This is a genomic window from Bradyrhizobium sp. cf659, assembly GCF_900113725.1.
Taxonomy (GTDB): Bacteria; Pseudomonadota; Alphaproteobacteria; order Rhizobiales; family Xanthobacteraceae; genus Bradyrhizobium.
The window spans coordinates 1,491,187-1,507,149 of the sequence record NZ_FOQJ01000001.1 but is presented as its reverse complement, the minus strand read 5'-3'; the positions used below and the strand labels follow the sequence as shown (position 1 = coordinate 1,507,149).

The 15,963-nt window shown below is 59.7% G+C and carries 12 protein-coding genes; 2 read left to right on the top strand and 10 right to left on the bottom strand.

Going from position 1 to position 15,963, the window contains the following annotated elements; translation table 11 throughout:
- Window positions 1-60 precede the first annotated feature (60 nt).
- Window positions 61-507 (bottom strand): ribose 5-phosphate isomerase B, encoded by a 447-nt coding sequence (gene rpiB, locus BM118_RS07365; RefSeq protein ID WP_092184343.1) that lies wholly within the window; start codon window positions 505-507, stop codon window positions 61-63.
- 847 nt (window positions 508-1,354) lie between these two features.
- On the opposite strand from rpiB, the gene BM118_RS07355 reads away from it, so the two are divergent.
- Both BM118_RS07355 and BM118_RS07350 read left to right on the top strand, forming a co-directional pair.
- Window positions 1,355-1,633, top strand: coding sequence for a hypothetical protein (locus tag BM118_RS07355; protein ID WP_244550078.1), 279 nt, complete (start codon window positions 1,355-1,357; stop codon window positions 1,631-1,633).
- A gap of 213 nt (window positions 1,634-1,846) precedes the next feature.
- The gene (locus BM118_RS07350; protein ID WP_025575088.1) at window positions 1,847-2,632 is read left to right on the top strand and encodes a response regulator transcription factor; all 786 of its coding nucleotides are present in this window, start codon (window positions 1,847-1,849) and stop codon (window positions 2,630-2,632) included.
- A 145-nt stretch (window positions 2,633-2,777) separates the two neighbouring features.
- On the opposite strand, the gene BM118_RS07345 is transcribed toward BM118_RS07350, so the two are convergent.
- From BM118_RS07345 to BM118_RS07305, 9 genes are all read right to left on the bottom strand, one after another.
- Entirely contained in the window at window positions 2,778-4,250 is a 1,473-nt protein-coding gene (locus BM118_RS07345) for an HlyD family type I secretion periplasmic adaptor subunit (RefSeq protein ID WP_092183543.1), read from the bottom strand.
- Window positions 4,247-5,983: a type I secretion system permease/ATPase gene (locus BM118_RS07340; RefSeq protein ID WP_092184340.1), complete on the bottom strand. Its 1,737-nt coding sequence runs from the start codon at window positions 5,981-5,983 to the stop codon at window positions 4,247-4,249. Before BM118_RS07340 ends, BM118_RS07345 begins: the two co-directional genes overlap by 4 nt.
- A 141-nt stretch (window positions 5,984-6,124) precedes the next feature.
- The gene (locus tag BM118_RS07335) at window positions 6,125-6,583 is read right to left on the bottom strand and encodes a hypothetical protein (protein WP_025575093.1); all 459 of its coding nucleotides are present in this window, start codon (window positions 6,581-6,583) and stop codon (window positions 6,125-6,127) included.
- 266 nt (window positions 6,584-6,849) lie between these two features.
- On the bottom strand, window positions 6,850-8,277 hold the full coding sequence (locus BM118_RS07330; protein ID WP_244550077.1) for a hypothetical protein: 1,428 nt from the start codon (window positions 8,275-8,277) through the stop codon (window positions 6,850-6,852).
- Between the two features lie 1,563 nt (window positions 8,278-9,840).
- A complete protein-coding gene (locus tag BM118_RS07325) occupies window positions 9,841-11,190 on the bottom strand; it encodes an undecaprenyl-phosphate glucose phosphotransferase (protein ID WP_244550076.1) in 1,350 nt (449 codons plus the stop codon).
- Window positions 11,191-11,439: 249 nt separating this feature from the next.
- Window positions 11,440-12,378: a hypothetical protein gene (locus BM118_RS07320; RefSeq protein WP_143099441.1), complete on the bottom strand. Its 939-nt coding sequence runs from the start codon at window positions 12,376-12,378 to the stop codon at window positions 11,440-11,442.
- A gap of 120 nt (window positions 12,379-12,498) precedes the next feature.
- The gene (locus tag BM118_RS07315) at window positions 12,499-13,644 is read right to left on the bottom strand and encodes an acyltransferase family protein (RefSeq protein ID WP_092183535.1); all 1,146 of its coding nucleotides are present in this window, start codon (window positions 13,642-13,644) and stop codon (window positions 12,499-12,501) included.
- 4 nt (window positions 13,645-13,648) lie between these two features.
- A complete protein-coding gene (locus BM118_RS07310; RefSeq protein ID WP_143099440.1) occupies window positions 13,649-14,653 on the bottom strand; it encodes a hypothetical protein in 1,005 nt (334 codons plus the stop codon).
- Between the two features lie 11 nt (window positions 14,654-14,664).
- On the bottom strand, window positions 14,665-15,912 hold the full coding sequence (locus tag BM118_RS07305) for an O-antigen ligase family protein (RefSeq protein ID WP_143099439.1): 1,248 nt from the start codon (window positions 15,910-15,912) through the stop codon (window positions 14,665-14,667).
- Window positions 15,913-15,963: the final 51 nt, after the last annotated feature.

Genomic DNA, 15,963 nt, shown 5'->3' with positions numbered 1-15,963 from the left:
AGGGATGACGGGCACTTGCTGTTGAGCGACCCGAACACCAGGATCATGGCGGACAGGCCGTCAGCCTTGCTCGTCCATCACGCGCAGCTTCTCCACGCGGCGGCGGAAATCCTCGTCGGTGGAGAATTCGGCGGTGAGGTAGGACGAGACGAGGTCCACCGCGAGCCAGGCGCCGACGATCTGCGCGCCGATGCACATGACGTTGACGTCGTCGTGCTCGACGCTTTGATGTGCGGAATGAACGTCGTGGCAGACCGCCGCGCGGATGCCCTTCATCTTGTTGGCGGCGATCGAGGCGCCGACGCCGGTGCCGCACACCATGATGCCGCGTGCCGCCTCGCCCGACGTGACCTTCTGCGCAACGGCGCGCGCGATGTCGGGGAAGTCCACCGGCTTGTCGTCATAGGAGCCGACGTCGACGACGTCGTGGCTGAGCTTACGGATGTGGTCGATGACGGTCTGCTTGAGCGGCCAGCCGGCGTGGTCGGATCCGATGACGAGACGCATGTAATATCCTTCTTGATTGTTCATTGACCGTGACAGCCGCGAAACGGCTGTCACGGCTTCTTCCTGGTTCAGCTACGCATGTCGGCCGGGAGATCGACCCCGTGGAACTGCAACCAGACCGTTATGAGCGGCCGAAGATTGGTCAGCTCCGTTGATCTCCTGCGGTTTTGTTCGGGTCCAAGTGCTTTCGTTGCGTTTCGTTTACGCCGGTTCTGGTGCGAAGCTGGTGCGTGCTCCGAAACTTACCTGAAGGCCTAAGTCGGCGATTGGCAGCTTTTGGTGGTGCAAACCTTCGGACGAACTCGCAAGTTGCAGAATGGTCCGAGAGCGGACCAAATCGGCCATGATTGCTTTCACGATTGGCCTTTTGCGATCATCGCGGCACGGGTCTGGAGTCCGATCTAATTCGTCCATCCAGGCATGGGCCGGACAACGGCGCGCGCTTAATGGGCGCTTAATGCTTTTGCGCAACAGATAGATCACCAGCGCGGAATTAGTCCTAGTTACGAGTGCGAGCCGAGCTCCCGAGGAGGGGAATCGGATGGGACTGCTTTTTGTCGGAGTGCTGGCAGGAGTCCTGATCGGCTTTGGCTGGTTCGCGCCTTCCCGGGGGTATTTCCTCGGGTGCGCGTCACGACCCTGTTTCGACAGGGGCGCTGTCGCCCAACCCGCGCAGCCAATGCCGACTGCGTTGGCGCCAGAGCCTGCGGTTGTCAGATCGAATTCCGCGACGCAGGCAAGGCCCGGCAAGACATCAACTCCGAAGAAACGCGGATCGACCGATCTTGCCAAAGCGACGTCCCCGCGGACGAGGATCAGCGTCCCGGCACCCGAACGGACCGCGGAGATGTCGGATCCTGCTCTGGACAAGGCGAAGGTTGCGATCGCGACGCAGATGGGGGATCCGGAAACGGTCGAACTCAGCGACGTGAAGCGCGCAATGCGAAAGAACATGCTTGGACGCCGCGTGGATACGATTTGCGGGCGCGTGAAAGGAAGAAGCGCGTCAGGCGGCGAGACTGGAGAGAGGCCGTTTCTGTATCTCGTGAAGGAGGATGAAGCATACGTCGTCGACGGTAGGTCAGGGTCGGCGGCCTCAACGGCGTATCGAAATATCTGCAATTAGGGATGCGTCGACTGCGCCACCGTGCGGTACACGCCCAAATGATTTGAGCGGAAAGAATTTCCACCCAGGTGTCAAGTGATCCCGCAGTGGATGCGGTACTAACGGCGGCACTGCGCCGCTCTCGTGATGATGCATTCAGGATGAATGCAGCAGCACGGGAGACGCAATACGGAATGGGAATATAGCGGAAATTCTTTTCATCTCGAGGGCATCATGCACGACATAATCAACACTTCAAAGCGGCTCAATGAATCGCTTCACTTGCCGGTTCTGGTGATCATCGAGCCGCTCGTGTTGCCTCGTACATGCATTCTGCACGTCCTCAGGAGGGAGTTGGACGAACTTGAGATCCTTGACATGGCAACGGTCCAAGGCCTGGACTGCACGTTAGTCCGCGATGTTCGTCTGGTGATGCTGAGTATCGCGGACAAGCCCATCGGCGATCCCTCGGTTGAGGACGATCTCGCCTTCGTTGCGGAGTGCTGTCCCAACGCCGCCACTGTTGTCCTCTCAAACCATGACGACGAACCGGCCGTGCAGGCCGCGATGCAGCGGGGCGTGCGTGGCTTTCTTTCCACCTCGCTACCGATCGAGATCGCCATAGCTGGCCTGCGCCTTGTTCTTGTCGGCGGCGCCTACAGGCCGTTGCCCGTGGCCGGGATCAACAGGATACCGGATTTCGAGCCACCGGATGCGCGCGGGCTTGTGCCCGCATATCTGACTAACGAGGGAGCCAGAATGGCTATCGACAGGAGGAGCGTGACCGATCTCACGCCTCGTGAGCAACAGGTTCTGGCGGAACTGGAGCTCGGCCTGCCTAACAAGCTGATCGCCGCCAAATTGGGCCTCTCGGAAAGCACAGTCAAAATGCACATTCAGCATATCATGAGGAAATGTGCTGCGCACAATCGCACGGAAGCCGTCCTCCGCTGGCGCGGCCGGTTGCCCGCGCAGAGTCGCGATCACGACCCCGGCGCGGCTCTAATGCCGGAGACCTAAAGCATGATCCGGACCCGGAGGGCCGCGTTAGCGCAAGGTGCGCAGCGGTTTTCCCTCGCGACAAACGCGGAACGCGTTTGCGTGGAGATCATGATCCAACAACAACCTAAAGCGCGATGACGATTCATCCCAATCTCATCGCGCTTTAGTCCTCTCTGAATGCACCACGGAAGCTGTCGAGCAGGGGCCTGAGCGCGTAGAGAGCCACGGTGCCGCGCCCGGTCGTGATGAACACTTGAACCGGCATGCCGGGGACGATCTGGATGTCGTTTGCCGCGATCTGCCCATCGTCGATCCGGATCTTGGTCGCGTAGTATGGCTGGTCGGTACGCTTGTCGAGGAGCCGGTCTGCGGATACGTGCACGACGGATCCCTTCAGGCGAGGCACGCGACGCTGATTGTACGGTACGAGGTGAACCTCGGCACTGAGGCCGGGATGAACCACATCGATGTCCTCGGGCCTCAGGCGCGCAGTTACGATGAGACGGTCTTGCCGGGGCACTAGGTCCATGAGCGGAGCACCTGCTCCGATGACACCGCCGGCTGTATGAACCCGCAGATCGGTTATCACGCCGTCCTCGGGCGCCTTGACCTCCGTTCGCGATAGCTGATCCCTGGCCGCAAGCAACCGCTCGCGGAGCTGGAATATCTGGTTCTGTGCTTCACGAAGCGACTGTGCGATCTCGTTCTGCCTCTCGCTCTCGAGCTTGAACAATGTGGCCTGCTGTTCGCTGATGACCTGCCCGGCGCGGGCAATCTGCGCGGCGATCTCGCCGCGGCGGCCCTCGACGTCGGCCAGCTCCCGCTGCAGGTTCAGAAGCCGCGGCCGCCGTTCGAGCCCCTTGTTGACGAGGGTCGCGACCATATCCAGTTCCTCCCGAACGATGTCGACCCGCTGCCCGGTGGCGGTTCCCTGAGCTTTGAGACCTTCGATCTCCTTCTCGACTTGATGCCTTCGTTCGCGAATGACCGCAAGCTGCGACTCGTGAACCTGCGTGCGTGCCTGAAAAATGAACTGCTGCGCCGACACCGCAGCGGCGGCCACTCCGTTCTGCCTGCTGTCCTGTTCCAGCGCGTCCGGGATTGCGATCCTCTCGAATCTCTGCTGCTCGGCTTGAAGCCGTGCGGCACGAGCAGCTGCGTCCCAAAATTGACCTTGGAGGCTTTGCATCTCCGAGCCGGCCCGGGTGTCGTCCAGCGCGATCAGCGTTTGGCCGCTGCGCACGATATCGCCATCCGAAACCAGGATCTTCCTGACGATACCGCCTTCCAGATGCTGGATCGTCTTGCGGCTCGATTCCGATTCCAGGACGCCAGACGCGATCGCGGCGCTCTCGAGAGGCGCGAGGCTCGCCCATGTACCAAGCCCCAGCATGAAGCAGAGCACCAGCAGATTGCCCGCGACGGTGATGCCGCGAAGCCTTCCGCGCGGAGAGGTCGGCGTGGGCGTCGAGCACCATGGAAATTCCAGAGGTTCGAAATCGTCGATTGCGGTCACCACGACGCCAAATCGCCGGGCGGGCGGGGGGCTTGCCGGCGCTCGCATGAGCTGGTCCCAGATCATGGGAAGCCTCGAGACGGCGGGAATCTTCCAGATGGTGAGAGAGTTCCAGATCATGGCGCAATCTGCGAAGTAACCTGGGGTCGGCTCAGGTGCTGGTCAAAGATGTCCTCGCTGTCGCCGAACGCGGCGACCGCACCGTCCTCCATGATGGCAATCTTGTCCGTGGCGGCGAGAAGACCCATCCGGTGAGTGACGACGACAAGGATGACGCCTGCGAGCTTCATGCGCGCGATGGCATCCAGGAGCATTCGCTCGCCCCCGTAGTCGAGGCTGGCGTTGGGTTCGTCGAGAACGATGAGACGTGGACTGCCGAAAAAGGCGCGGGCAAGACCGAGGCGCTGCCGATACCCGCGCGAGAAGGTCGCTTCGCTCTGAACCACCGTGTCGTAACCCAGCGGCAGGCGCATGATCGCCCCATGGATACCGGCGAGCTTGGCCGCTTCGATGACCTTCCGCCGGTCGGCATCTTCAAGGCGTGCGATGATGTCGTTGATGGTGTCGCCGAGCAGGTTGATGTCCTGGGGGAGATATCCGAGGCGGTCGCCGTTTCGGCCCTCGCGAAGCAGCGAGACGTCGGTATTGTCGAGGACGACACGGCCATGCGTTGGCATCGACAGCCCGGCGATCACCTGGCCGAGCAAGGACTTGCCCGACCCGGACGGACCGATGATGCCAAGGCATTCTCCGGGCATGAGGCTGAACGAGACGCCGTTCAGGAGAAGATGGTTGGTCCCCGCAAGCCTCACGCCAACATTGTCGACGACGAGGCCGCTTTGCGCCTGCAGCGGAGAAACCTCCGCGCTCTGCTGCCGGGCGACGGGGAATGCGGCGAGAAGTGCGCCGAGCCGTTGACATGCGCTCACGGCCGTCACGAGTGATTTCCAGCCTGCGACCGCACTTTCGACCGGCGCGAGCGCCCGGCTGAACATCAGCGTGGCAGCAAAGATGATTGCCGGACTCTTCCCGTGATCGAGGACGAGCCACGCGGCGGCCCCCATGATCAGGACCTGCGACAGCGCGCGAACCGGCTTGGCGGCCAGTGAGACGATCTCGCCTCGCCGAAGTGCCACATCGTGCTCTCTGCGCGCGTGCTGCGCGTCACGGTGGATCATACGCGCAGCGTTGTCGAGCATTCCCATGGCTCGGATCATGTGGATGTTGCTCGCTGCAGTCTGGAGGCGGCCGCAGCTTCTGGACAGCGCGGCGCCGGATCTGAGCAGAACGTCTTCCGTGACCAGCTCTCCGGCAACTGTGAGCGCGAACAGGAAGGCGACGCAGCAGGCGCCCACCACGCCAAGCAGGGGATGGATCAGAAAGAGGACAAGGAGGAACAAGGGCGCCCAGAGCGCGTCGAACAGCATCGTACATGCGCCGGACTCGACGAACTGGCGCAGCACGGTGAGATCCCGATATGCGCCCGACGCCTGCGTCCAATCGCTGCGAAGCGCCGATTCGAGGCCGGCCGAGAGCACGCAAGGACGAAGGCGATCGTCGAGCCAGGCGCCAAGGCGTCCAAGGACGGCGCGCCGCAATGCGTCGAACACGCCGCCGACGACCACCGTGATCGCGACAATGAGCGTGAGCAGGAGCAACGTGTCGCCGCTCCGGCTCGACAACACCCGGTCGTAGATCTGAAGAAGATAGATGGAGGGCGCAAACAGAAGCAGGTTGTAGCTGCAGCTATACGCGAATACGAGACCGAGCGGTCCCGCGCAGGACCGGAGGGCCGCGTGCAGTGGCGTCCCGATCTGCGGCAGGATGGGGAGCCGAATGGGCGGCATCAGCATGATCGTCACCGCCTGAAATCGAGGTCCGGCGCACTTGACCGATGGCCAACGTCATCTGCCAACGGTATCGGCGGGGTATCGGTTCGAACGTCAGGACCGGTGGCGGCGGCCACCGGTCCTGCCAGTCGGACGAGCCGGTCGTCAGAACGCATCGAGATGGAAGCTCACCTCTCCGCCCACCGCGGCGTTGCCGTCTCCGCCATTGCCGCCGATGCCGGCAACGACCTCCTGGTGCTGGTCGACCGAGACCTTGTTGATCTGGGTCGCATCCGTATTGGCGTAGACCTTGGAGGTATCGTAACCGCTGTAGGATTTCTGGCTTCCGTTCGACTCGGCGTCTCCGCCATGGGCCTTCGAGAACACCGAGGCCTTCGCGTTGGCGCCGCCGGCATCCCAATCTGCCGTCTGCTTGACGTGATCGCCGGTGCTCACGTGCACGTCGGCACCTTCCGCCTTGTTGGTTGGATCGAAGTTGAGCGTCGGCTTGCTGATGATGGCTCCCTTGAAGGTGCCGTCGCCGCCATTTCCGACGCTTTGACCACCGGTGTTGATCGATTTGAATTCGATCGAGTCCGAGATGTGGATCGCTTTGGGCAACATTTGGGGCCTCCCTGTTTCTGTTGGCTTTCGTGCATCATCCATCCCGATCAGGCGGACGCGCGCGGCAAGTCTGATCCGCCCACGCGCGATGGCGATAGGTGTCAAATCGGACACCATCCGGTTTGGCGGGCCTACGTACGAAAGTACGACATTCGTCGCGCAACACCGGAGCTCGAAACATCCTCGAGGGCCCGCAGGGCGAGCTTGCATGCGCGGAGTGTCGACGCAGCTCGTAATCGGGCTTGTGCGAGCGGCGCGATGTTTCGCTATCCCAACAGGTGAAGATCCGACAGAAGATGGGCGGAAAGATCGCCACCCAGCGCGAGATTGCCGTTGCCGCCGTCCCCGCCAACACCGGCGATCTGGATCGCGCTCTGGTCGATGTGCACGTTGTTGACCTGGTCGGCTACGGCCGTCGAATGGGGACCTGCAATTGCGATATTGATGGGTGCATAGATCGCGACGCTGACATCGATCAGGCTGCCGGCAAAATATCCGTTGCCGCCATTGCCTGCGCCGTTCGAACCGGTCGCGATCGTGTCTGAGCCGCCCCACAAGCCATGGGAAAGAAGGCTTGCATGGCCGCCCGCCGCGGCGTTGGCGTTGCCGCCGTGCCCGCCAATGCCGGCGATCTGAATGATGGATTGATCCACGTAGGCGTCATTGGTCTGGACCGAATGAACGTTGGAGCCATAGCCCGCGACTGCGATGTTGATCGGGTCGTACACCACGACGGAGGAATGGACGAGCCCGCCGTAGAACGCGCCGTCGCCGCCATTGCCGGCCTGGCTTCCGCCGGTTTGAACGTCGGGGACGCCCCCTCCGTTGCTTGATCCCCAGCTGGGATCGAGCGTCATGACGCTGCCGCCGGCGGCCACGTTGCCATTTCCGCCACTTCCGCCGACGCCCGCGATCTGAGTGGCCGACTGATCGATGTCCACCGTGTTCGATTGACTTGCATGCGCAGAGCCGCCCGAGGCCGCCACCGCTATATTGATCGGATGATAGATCACCACGGGAGCGTCCACGATCGCACCCGAGAAATAGCCGTTGCCGCCGTTTCCGGCGCCGTTGTCGCCGCTCGCGATCACGCCGGCGGTCAAGGAAGTACTGATGCTGCCTCCCGATGCAATGTTGTCATTGCCGCCATGGCCGCCGACGCCGGCCATCTGAAAGGCGGATTGATCGACATTCAAATTGTTGGACTGGTTGGCCAGGGCGACCGAGCCGTATCCCAAGCTCACCGAGATGTTGATCGGTTCATAGATCAACAGGGACGCGTGAATGATACTTCCGTAAAAGTAGCCGTCTCCGCCGTTCCCGGCCGTGTTCGCTCCGCTCTCGACCTTAGCAATGCCCATCCCGGGATGTGATGCGCCGGAAGCGGGCGTGGTGGACGAAACATCCAGGCCCACCGCGGCGTGGTTGCCGACGTGGCCGCCCGTGTCGACCCCCGATATGGGATGTTTGGATTGAATCGGGTCGGAGTCATGATGCTGGGTATTCGCGTTCGCGGGGTGCGCTCCAGGACCTGCAAACGGGCCGGGGCCATGGACCAGGGCGCTACCGCCGACCGCGTCAGTCAGGAACGGGGCGTTCGGTGCCGGACCCGCTTCGTCGTCACCATCGTACCCATCGTGCCGATGAGAGGCGTGATGCGGCCGGATCCCATCCGACATCCGCGAAAAAACCATCGTGGCCTCCCTCATCGCAATCGCTCCATGCAATCGGACGGGTTCTGCACTCCAGACAGAATGTCATCCCGGGAAGGTCGAAAGCCCAGTCGTCAGTTCGGATATAGCGCTTCGTCTGGCAGCCATTACATCGGCTACATCCATTCGGGTAGTCCTTCCGAGGCGAGACGCTGACGGTCCCACACACCAATTGATCGCTCGCATCCGAGCGGACTAGGCCATTAGGCCTATCCCGCCTGGTTGCTGGCCAGACGGCCCTCAAGGCCGGAACGCAGTCCTCGGGAGGACAGATTCTTGTTGCTGCTTAGGAACGAGTTCGTCCCTTCAATGCCGTCTGGTTCGAGTTGGCCAACTGCGCGGGCGCGTTGTCGGCGGCAGTTTCCGACACTTGATTCGACGAAGTAGGGCAGCAGCCTGACCACGACCGAAGCTCGATACGCTTCAGATCCATCAAAGAGAATTACTCGCGCTGAGGGATTTACGCGTCGATTGTGCCGGCCGCTCGACGGCTTTTCCTATGTTTGAAGCGCGAAAAATCGTCTCATAGATGCTGGAATTCTTCATCGATGAGTTGAGTTCGACGGTGTGCGACCGTGGCTTCAGCCCCTGTAGGCCGACAGCCGTTTCCAGGTCACAACCTCTGAGAAGCGCGCCCGCCGCATCAAGAGTTTTCGCTGTCTGCGATCAATTTTGGCGTGGATGCAAAGGCAGTACTCTGAATTGCTCGAAGTGGAATGATCGAAAATCGTGGGTTTGACTCCCACTCTCTCCGCCCCACTGCTTTTCGATGGGTGGAATCATGGGGCAGGGGTGACGGACGAACCTTTCTCTGATTGGGCTCCAATCGGACAGTGATTGCTGGAGCTAGCTTAAACTTGCCCATGATGGATTGGAGCGAGAGCTCTGGAGTTTCAATCGGTTAAGAGGCGGCGTATGCACGACGTGTGCACCGGGAGATCAAGAAAAATCTTCCGACATCCAACGAGAGCGAGTTTTCCGAAGTGGTCGGGGCGGTCGCGGGGCGCCGCTTCTTCGGCCACGCATTCGCGCAGCTACACCTACGGCTTGTTCGATCAGTGATGCAGCGTCCTGGGATCGGAGCAGCTGACTCTTAACGGGTCCCAGGTTCGAGCCCTGGTGCGCCCACCACCAAAAACTCATTTCTCTTCAATGCGTTATTGGCAGAGGCGTTGAGAACAGAACGGGTCTCGTGCGACACTTTTTGTGGTCGCACGCCGTGCGACGAGTGGCGAAATTCGTAAAACGTTCGTACTGAAATCCCGCAAAGGGTGGCACCGATTGGCAGCGTGTCTCGCGGCGAAAATCAACGAGAGAGCTGCGCGCGGTCGGTATGCTTTTGCTAGGTCTTCCGGCGGGCGATGGGAATGGTGATCGCGGCACTCAACTCGGACTCTCTGCGTTGTGCCACCGCAAATATCAATAAGTCGAGCACCACAGGATTTCTGCGGGGAAGCTCTTCAGTCCTTCCTTTCCCACCTGCAATTCGAGCAGATCGATGCCGGAATCGGCGCGATCCGCGTCGCGAGCTACGACAAGAATGGTTCAATAAACGTCCTGACCCGAGAGCGTTACCACGGTCCGGATCATGATGCGAATGTCTAACCAAATGCTCCAATTGGTGACGTACCAGACATCAAACTCAACGCGCTTCTTCATCAGGTCGATGGTAGGTGTCTCGCCGCGAAGGCCGTTCACCTGAGCCCAGCCGGTGAGGCCGGGTTTGACGTGACGGCGACAGGCATAATTGCCAATCATCTGGTCGTAATAGTTGTCATGCGCGAGAGCGTGCGGCCGCGGACCCACTAGCGACATTTCTCCGCGCAGCACGTTCCACAGTTGAGGCAATTCGTCGATGCTGGTCTTGCGCAAGATCCGCCCGATCCTGGTAACCCGCGCATCCTGTTTGCTTGCCTGCTTGATCTCGGAACCATTCTCCGAGACCGTCATGCTGCGAAATTTCCAGATGTCGAACAACCCGCCGTTGAAGCCGCGGCGCGTCTGACGAAATATGATGCTGCCCGGGGAGTCGAGCTTGACCAGGAGCGCCGTCATGACAAGCAAAGGGGCAAGGAACAACAATCCGAACGAGGCAAGACCAATATCGACGCCGCGTTTCAAGGCTCGCTCGCTGACCGAAAGAGGCGCTCGCTGGATTTCGATCGCGACTGATCCGCCAATGGGTACGAATGGCCGCGATACAAGGTCGGCGATTTCAAAATCCGGCAGCAGGCGAACCGGATTTGGCACCTGGCGCAGACATTGGCTTAGGTGTTGAAACAGCGGCAGGTCGTTCCAATTGAAGGCAAGAAGAAATTCGTCGGCGCCTGCTGTGCGCGAAATTCGAATGATGGTCGTCAGCTCGCGCTCAATTGCTGCGTCGTCAGACTTTAGCGTAGCGCCCAGAACGAAGTGACGTACCACCTGAAAGCCGTTCTTGCGCAAGTCCTTGAAGCGGCTTGAAGTAAAGTCGAGCGGCTCGCCGCTGATCAGCACGACCCTTCGTTTGACGGAATGTCTTCGCGCGAAAGAAGAGTTCAAGGCGAGGCGCCAGATCGCGCGATGCGCGCCCAGACCGACAAGGCCGGCCGCTGCAAACAGAACGATAGTGATGCGGGAGAGCTCGGCGGTCGATCTAAGCAGGAAAGCAGAAAATGCGAGAATCGCGAGTGAGAGAAGCCACACGGATGAGGCCTTACGCAACTGCCAGCTCGTATTGGCCAGATTGTGGTTATCGTAGCATCCTCTGAAAAAGGCGATCGCGACGAACGCGGTCGCCACAAGCAACGCGACGCCGACCGAAAGTTCTCGCTCGGCCAGTGTTGCCACGAATTTGCGGTGAATTTGGTTGGCGGCAACATAGCTGAGCAGGATGAGCAGGAAGTCGCCTGCCATAATGGCAAATTGAAGCGGTCTTTGCAGTGAGACGCCGCGTCTTACCAACATCGAGGATGAGGACTTCGAACCGTATGTGGTTAATGACATGAAGGGCCTCATTCCAAAGACTGCACGCGGCAATGCACTAACGAAAGCAAGGGTATATTCAAAAGCCTACATCGAGAGACTACAGACCCGATGATATCGATGTAGCTCCTCGCGACATTTCGGCGACGGAAATCGCGAGTATCAACTGCGTTAGGGTGCCTATCGCGGCGTCAAGGTCCGCAGACACGGCGAGGGTCCAGCTGCAGTGCGCTGCGTGCCGGCGGCTGTAGCAGGAAGCGGAGACTCGGCCAGGGGTGGAGGCGGGTCTGCGACAAACTGCGCGGTGCTGCCCGAAAAGAAGTAGAGCGTGGACCAATCTGGGGAGAGCTCGACCCAGTTGCTGTTGCCGGCCCCTCGATTATTGGCGCCGTTGTGCGGCGAGTCCGGAGAACGCCACCAGTCGGCCCCAACGTTGGCAACCACTTTCATTTCGGGGTCCGTCGTCTTCATGTCTATCTGGACGTAGACAGAATCGACGGCTCCGGCGGCGAAACCGCCGCGTCTCACGAGCCACATCAGGTCGTTGCGGCCGGAAGGGGGACCGTCAACAAGGGTGCCTCCATCCGTCTGAACTTCGATCTTCATCTGGACAGCAACGTTCTTGGGAACCATCGCGTCAAAATGGGCTCCAACGATCTCGTTCTCTGTCTGGTCCTGCACCAGGATCCATTCCTTCGTGCTGCGAAGGCGTACATATGTCTTTCCGTTGGCGACGAGGATCTTGCCGTCCTTGTTCGGTGTGTTCGCCCCGAATTTCGGAAATACCGATGCAATTCCCGTGACGGCAGTGAAGTCGGCGGGAGGTTCGCCGTTCTCGGGCTTGGAGGCGCCGTTGCACCAGGAGGATGTCTTGGGGGCGCCGGCAGGATATGCCTGGCTATACCCAACGCTGTTTTGCGCGATGACGCTCGAAGCGAGACTCACAGAGGTGACGGCGTCCGGTCTCCCGCTCGCCGCATCGGCACTCTCCGTGGAGACGGCCAGAATTCCAATGAGGCCGAGCGACAGGAGCCAACCCGAGGCAGATCGCTCGAGGACGTTACGCGCAATAGCAGCGGGCGGCGAGCAGGACGGGACAAAATGGCAAGTGTCAGACATGGACCGACCCATAACCAGTTAAACGTCTTCTCATATCGTAGGCACCGGGCGCGCGGCCGACTTGACGATCGTCAAGAATGGATCTGCGATTTGGGGCCGATCAGCCGCGTGTTGCTACGGTTAGCCTGTTTGACGTCGTAACCCTTCGTTCTCGGATACAACGACGTCTGCGACGCTACGCTTATTCGCTCGCCCGAGACCGTCGATATAGCGCCGAGCCGGCGTTTCAATCACAAAGTAGGAGAAATAGGAGATAGCGAATATGATCAACCAGGAAACTATGCAGAACGGGACCATCAGGCCGGGCGACGCGTGAAAGAGCTTGTCGGCGATTGCATTCATGACAATCAGAATCACCAGGGAATGCCACATATAGATTGAATAGGTGAGTTGGCCTAAGGGAGCTAGGCGCTTCACAAAGGGTGGTGCAGTTCTCTGATCGGCCGCCATCGCGGTGATCGCGACGACATAGACGAGCCCCAGCGAGATGAGATGATGGGTATAGGTGATCATCGAGATCAGCAATAGCGCCATTGACAATAGCAAAGCTCGCCCCGGCGCAGGAATGATCTGAATTCTGTGCCGAAAGCAAAACAGGCAAATACCAATCATGAAGGAAGGAAGCGCCCTGAAGGGCGGCCACACGTCGACCCACGAGCGGTCGACGGAATTGTGAGTGAGATCGACGGCGATCATGGTGACAAGAACAAGGAAGGACGCCGCCAGAAGCCCAAGCCTTGATCTGACCGCTGCCCAGGCGAAGAGCGGAAACATCAGATACATCACCATTTCCGCGCCAATCGACCAGGATACACTGCTGAACGAAATTCCGTTGCCGCAGGTTAGCATCGCATTGAGGAGAAGGGCGGTTTCCGCGATGCATGTTGCTTCAAAGGATGGTTGATGATTTCCGGCCTTGCCGAGCACGACGAATACGGACCAGACAATGATAGAAGCCGCCAGCGTCAGCCAGTGCAGCGGCATGAGCCGACCGACACGTCGTTGGAGAAATGTCCCGTAGTCGGAAACAGTGCCGACTTTTCCCTGGTAGACATGGGCGATCACAAATCCCGAGATTACGAAGAAGAGGTCGACGAACAGGGCGAGGCCGCTCGGTAGGGCCGACCGAGTGACTGCGGGAAAGAAGAACTCAAACGAGTGTCGAACAACGATCCCGATGGAGGCGATGAATCGGAGCAGATCCAGATGCAGCATCTCCTCGGACGCGACACGAAGAGCAGGCACTTTCCACGATTTAGCCGTCATGCTGTCACGCCCGGTTTATTCGTTTGCGACTTGGCGGGTTACTCCAGCGGACTTTGGCCAGTGCTCCGAGGGTCAGGGCGAAAGCCAAAAGACAGTCGTTCGACAACGCATGGACTGTCGTGGTTGGATCGGCGAGCATGGTGCGTGAACTGGAGTTGATAGACTGCTGCCAGGTCTCTTCCGCTGGAGAGGATCGGTCGGTTCCGTTCGCGGTGGTGTGTTTCTGCTCTCTGGAGGTGGAGGCAGGTTCACCCGGTTCGTTTTGGATGGAATTCTCGCCGCTCGGCGTGGGTGTTGGAGGGCGGGTGGGCGGCACCTCTCTCACCAAGTCGCGCAGCGGCGGAGCTGGGCTCGCGCGAAAGCCATCACCGCTCATGGAATAGAATCCGATCGTCTTCCACTGGGTCGAAAGTTCGATCCAGTTGCTGCCACCGACGCCCGGATTATTGCTGTGGTCGTCAAGATAGGGTGCTCGTGAGTCGCGCCACCAGTCGGCGCCGACCATGGCCACGAGATGCAGGTTCGGATCGGTAACCCTCATCTCCATCTGGACATAGACGGCATCCACAGCGCCAGCCGGGTAGGTTCCGCGCGCCTTGTACCAAAAATGATTGTTGTAGCCGGCCGGAGGCGCGCCAAAGGCGATCGTCGTGCCGGTCACAGGGGTGGCTTTCATCGGAATGGCAACATTGCCAACGAAGTCCGGGACGAAATGTCCCCCAGTCAACTGCGTTCTTGATTGGTCCTGGACCAACGTCCACTCGCCGGCGTGCTTGAAGCGAACATAGGTCTTGGCGTTGGCGACCTCGACGGCCGCGTCCGGATTTGAATAGGGCGGTGCCCCCACCTTCGGATAGACTTGTCCCCAGCCTTCGACCGCGGTGAAATCCGCGGGCGGCGACCAGAGCCCACCGTCATTCCAACCCTGGTACCAATTGTAGCTTGGGGGCACGCCTGCAGGAAAGCCTTCGCTATTCCCAGGAGTGTTCTGTTTGATGAGATCGGACATTGAGAAGTCCATCAACTGCACTTCCTTGCTCTTGCGCTGGACGGGCTGTGCGCGAGCCATTTCGGCGACGTAAACCGGCCCGCGTAGCAAAAGAACAACGTCATCGATGTGAAATTATCGATGAGGTTCTCGGATAGAAAGTAGATGAGGAGCACCGTGTACATAGTCTTCGCCGCCCGATCCTTCAGCGAAAAAACGATGGTGAAGACGAAGATGGCGAAGACCAGAAAATTCAGCAGCCCATACTCCGCCAATACGCGCAGGTAGTCATTGTGCGGCGGCAGCGGCAGGACAGTAAGGACGCCGGTCTGACTTGCGCCATATCCGAACAATATTCCGCCGATTTCGAGCGACGAATATATCTGCCATATGTTCGTCCAGTGTGTGACGCGGAAGAACGCAGACATGTCCGTCGTTCCGGTCAAATCGATCAACTGTTTTGTCGCCATTCGAGCGACGGTGCTCGGATCGAGGCTCCAGATCAGCGCGATTGCGTTCAACCCGGTTATCAGTCGATCCAGCGCGCCGACGGCGTAGGCTGCAACGCTAGCGCATGCCAACAAGATGAGCGCGACGAAGACCTGTGGTCGCAATGGGAAAAAAGACCAAAGCCCAATGGAGATGATGGTCGCCAGGGCTGGGCCAACACGATTCATGATGGCAGCGTTTATGAACTGTGCGACCAGGACCTTGTTTCCGAACCAGGGAGACAAGGCAAAGAACAGGGCCGAGAAGTACAGCGCTGCCGTGTTTGTGTTCGGAAAGTAGGAGAACACGTCAGGATATTCGATACCGGTGTAGACTTGAGTGTGGCCGATCACCTTGAACAGGAGCGGCAATGCCGCGAGCACATAGATGCAACGCTTTTCGGGCGGCTGCACCCGCTCGGCCATACCGCGGCCCGCTACGTAGAACGAGTAGATTGAGACAAGCTTCAACCCATCGGACAGTTCGAAAGCGCCAAAGTTCACCAGGTAGCTCGCGCCTGTGAAGATGCAAGCGAGCGTCAACAGGGCATTGTAAAAATAGCTTCTCTCGTTCGCGATCAGCACGTGGCGCGCAGACCACAGGATCAGAAGCAGGCTTGTCGAATTGCTCAGGACGTTGAATACCGTCGAGCCGGTGAGATGATAGAGAAAGGTCAGGCAGTTCAGGAAGACGAGCCCAAAGCAGGTCACCACGAAGAAGCGACCCTGCATGGTCGTCGAACCGGAAGCGAGGTGCGGTGTACCCTCTCTTTCCAGAGCTAGATCGTTCACAGCAGGCGTACTCCGCGCTTCTAACCTTTCGGTTCCGCGTCGCCCCTCCGA

Excerpts from the sequence above, each read along its gene's own strand:
- rpiB (WP_092184343.1), bottom strand. The coding sequence starts at position 507 with ATGCGTCTCGTCATCGGATCCGACCACGCCGGCTGGCCGCTCAAGCAG.
- BM118_RS07355 (WP_244550078.1), top strand. The coding sequence starts at position 1,355 with ATGTCGGATCCTGCTCTGGACAAGGCGAAGGTTGCGATCGCGACGCAG.
- BM118_RS07350 (WP_025575088.1), top strand. The coding sequence starts at position 1,847 with ATGCACGACATAATCAACACTTCAAAGCGGCTCAATGAATCGCTTCAC.
- BM118_RS07345 (WP_092183543.1), bottom strand. The coding sequence starts at position 4,250 with ATGATCTGGAACTCTCTCACCATCTGGAAGATTCCCGCCGTCTCGAGG.
- BM118_RS07340 (WP_092184340.1), bottom strand. The coding sequence starts at position 5,983 with ATGCTGATGCCGCCCATTCGGCTCCCCATCCTGCCGCAGATCGGGACG.
- BM118_RS07335 (WP_025575093.1), bottom strand. The coding sequence starts at position 6,583 with ATGTTGCCCAAAGCGATCCACATCTCGGACTCGATCGAATTCAAATCG.
- BM118_RS07330 (WP_244550077.1), bottom strand. The coding sequence starts at position 8,277 with ATGGTTTTTTCGCGGATGTCGGATGGGATCCGGCCGCATCACGCCTCT.
- BM118_RS07325 (WP_244550076.1), bottom strand. The coding sequence starts at position 11,190 with ATGGCAGGCGACTTCCTGCTCATCCTGCTCAGCTATGTTGCCGCCAAC.
- BM118_RS07320 (WP_143099441.1), bottom strand. The coding sequence starts at position 12,378 with ATGTCTGACACTTGCCATTTTGTCCCGTCCTGCTCGCCGCCCGCTGCT.
- BM118_RS07315 (WP_092183535.1), bottom strand. The coding sequence starts at position 13,644 with ATGACGGCTAAATCGTGGAAAGTGCCTGCTCTTCGTGTCGCGTCCGAG.
- BM118_RS07310 (WP_143099440.1), bottom strand. The coding sequence starts at position 14,653 with ATGTCCGATCTCATCAAACAGAACACTCCTGGGAATAGCGAAGGCTTT.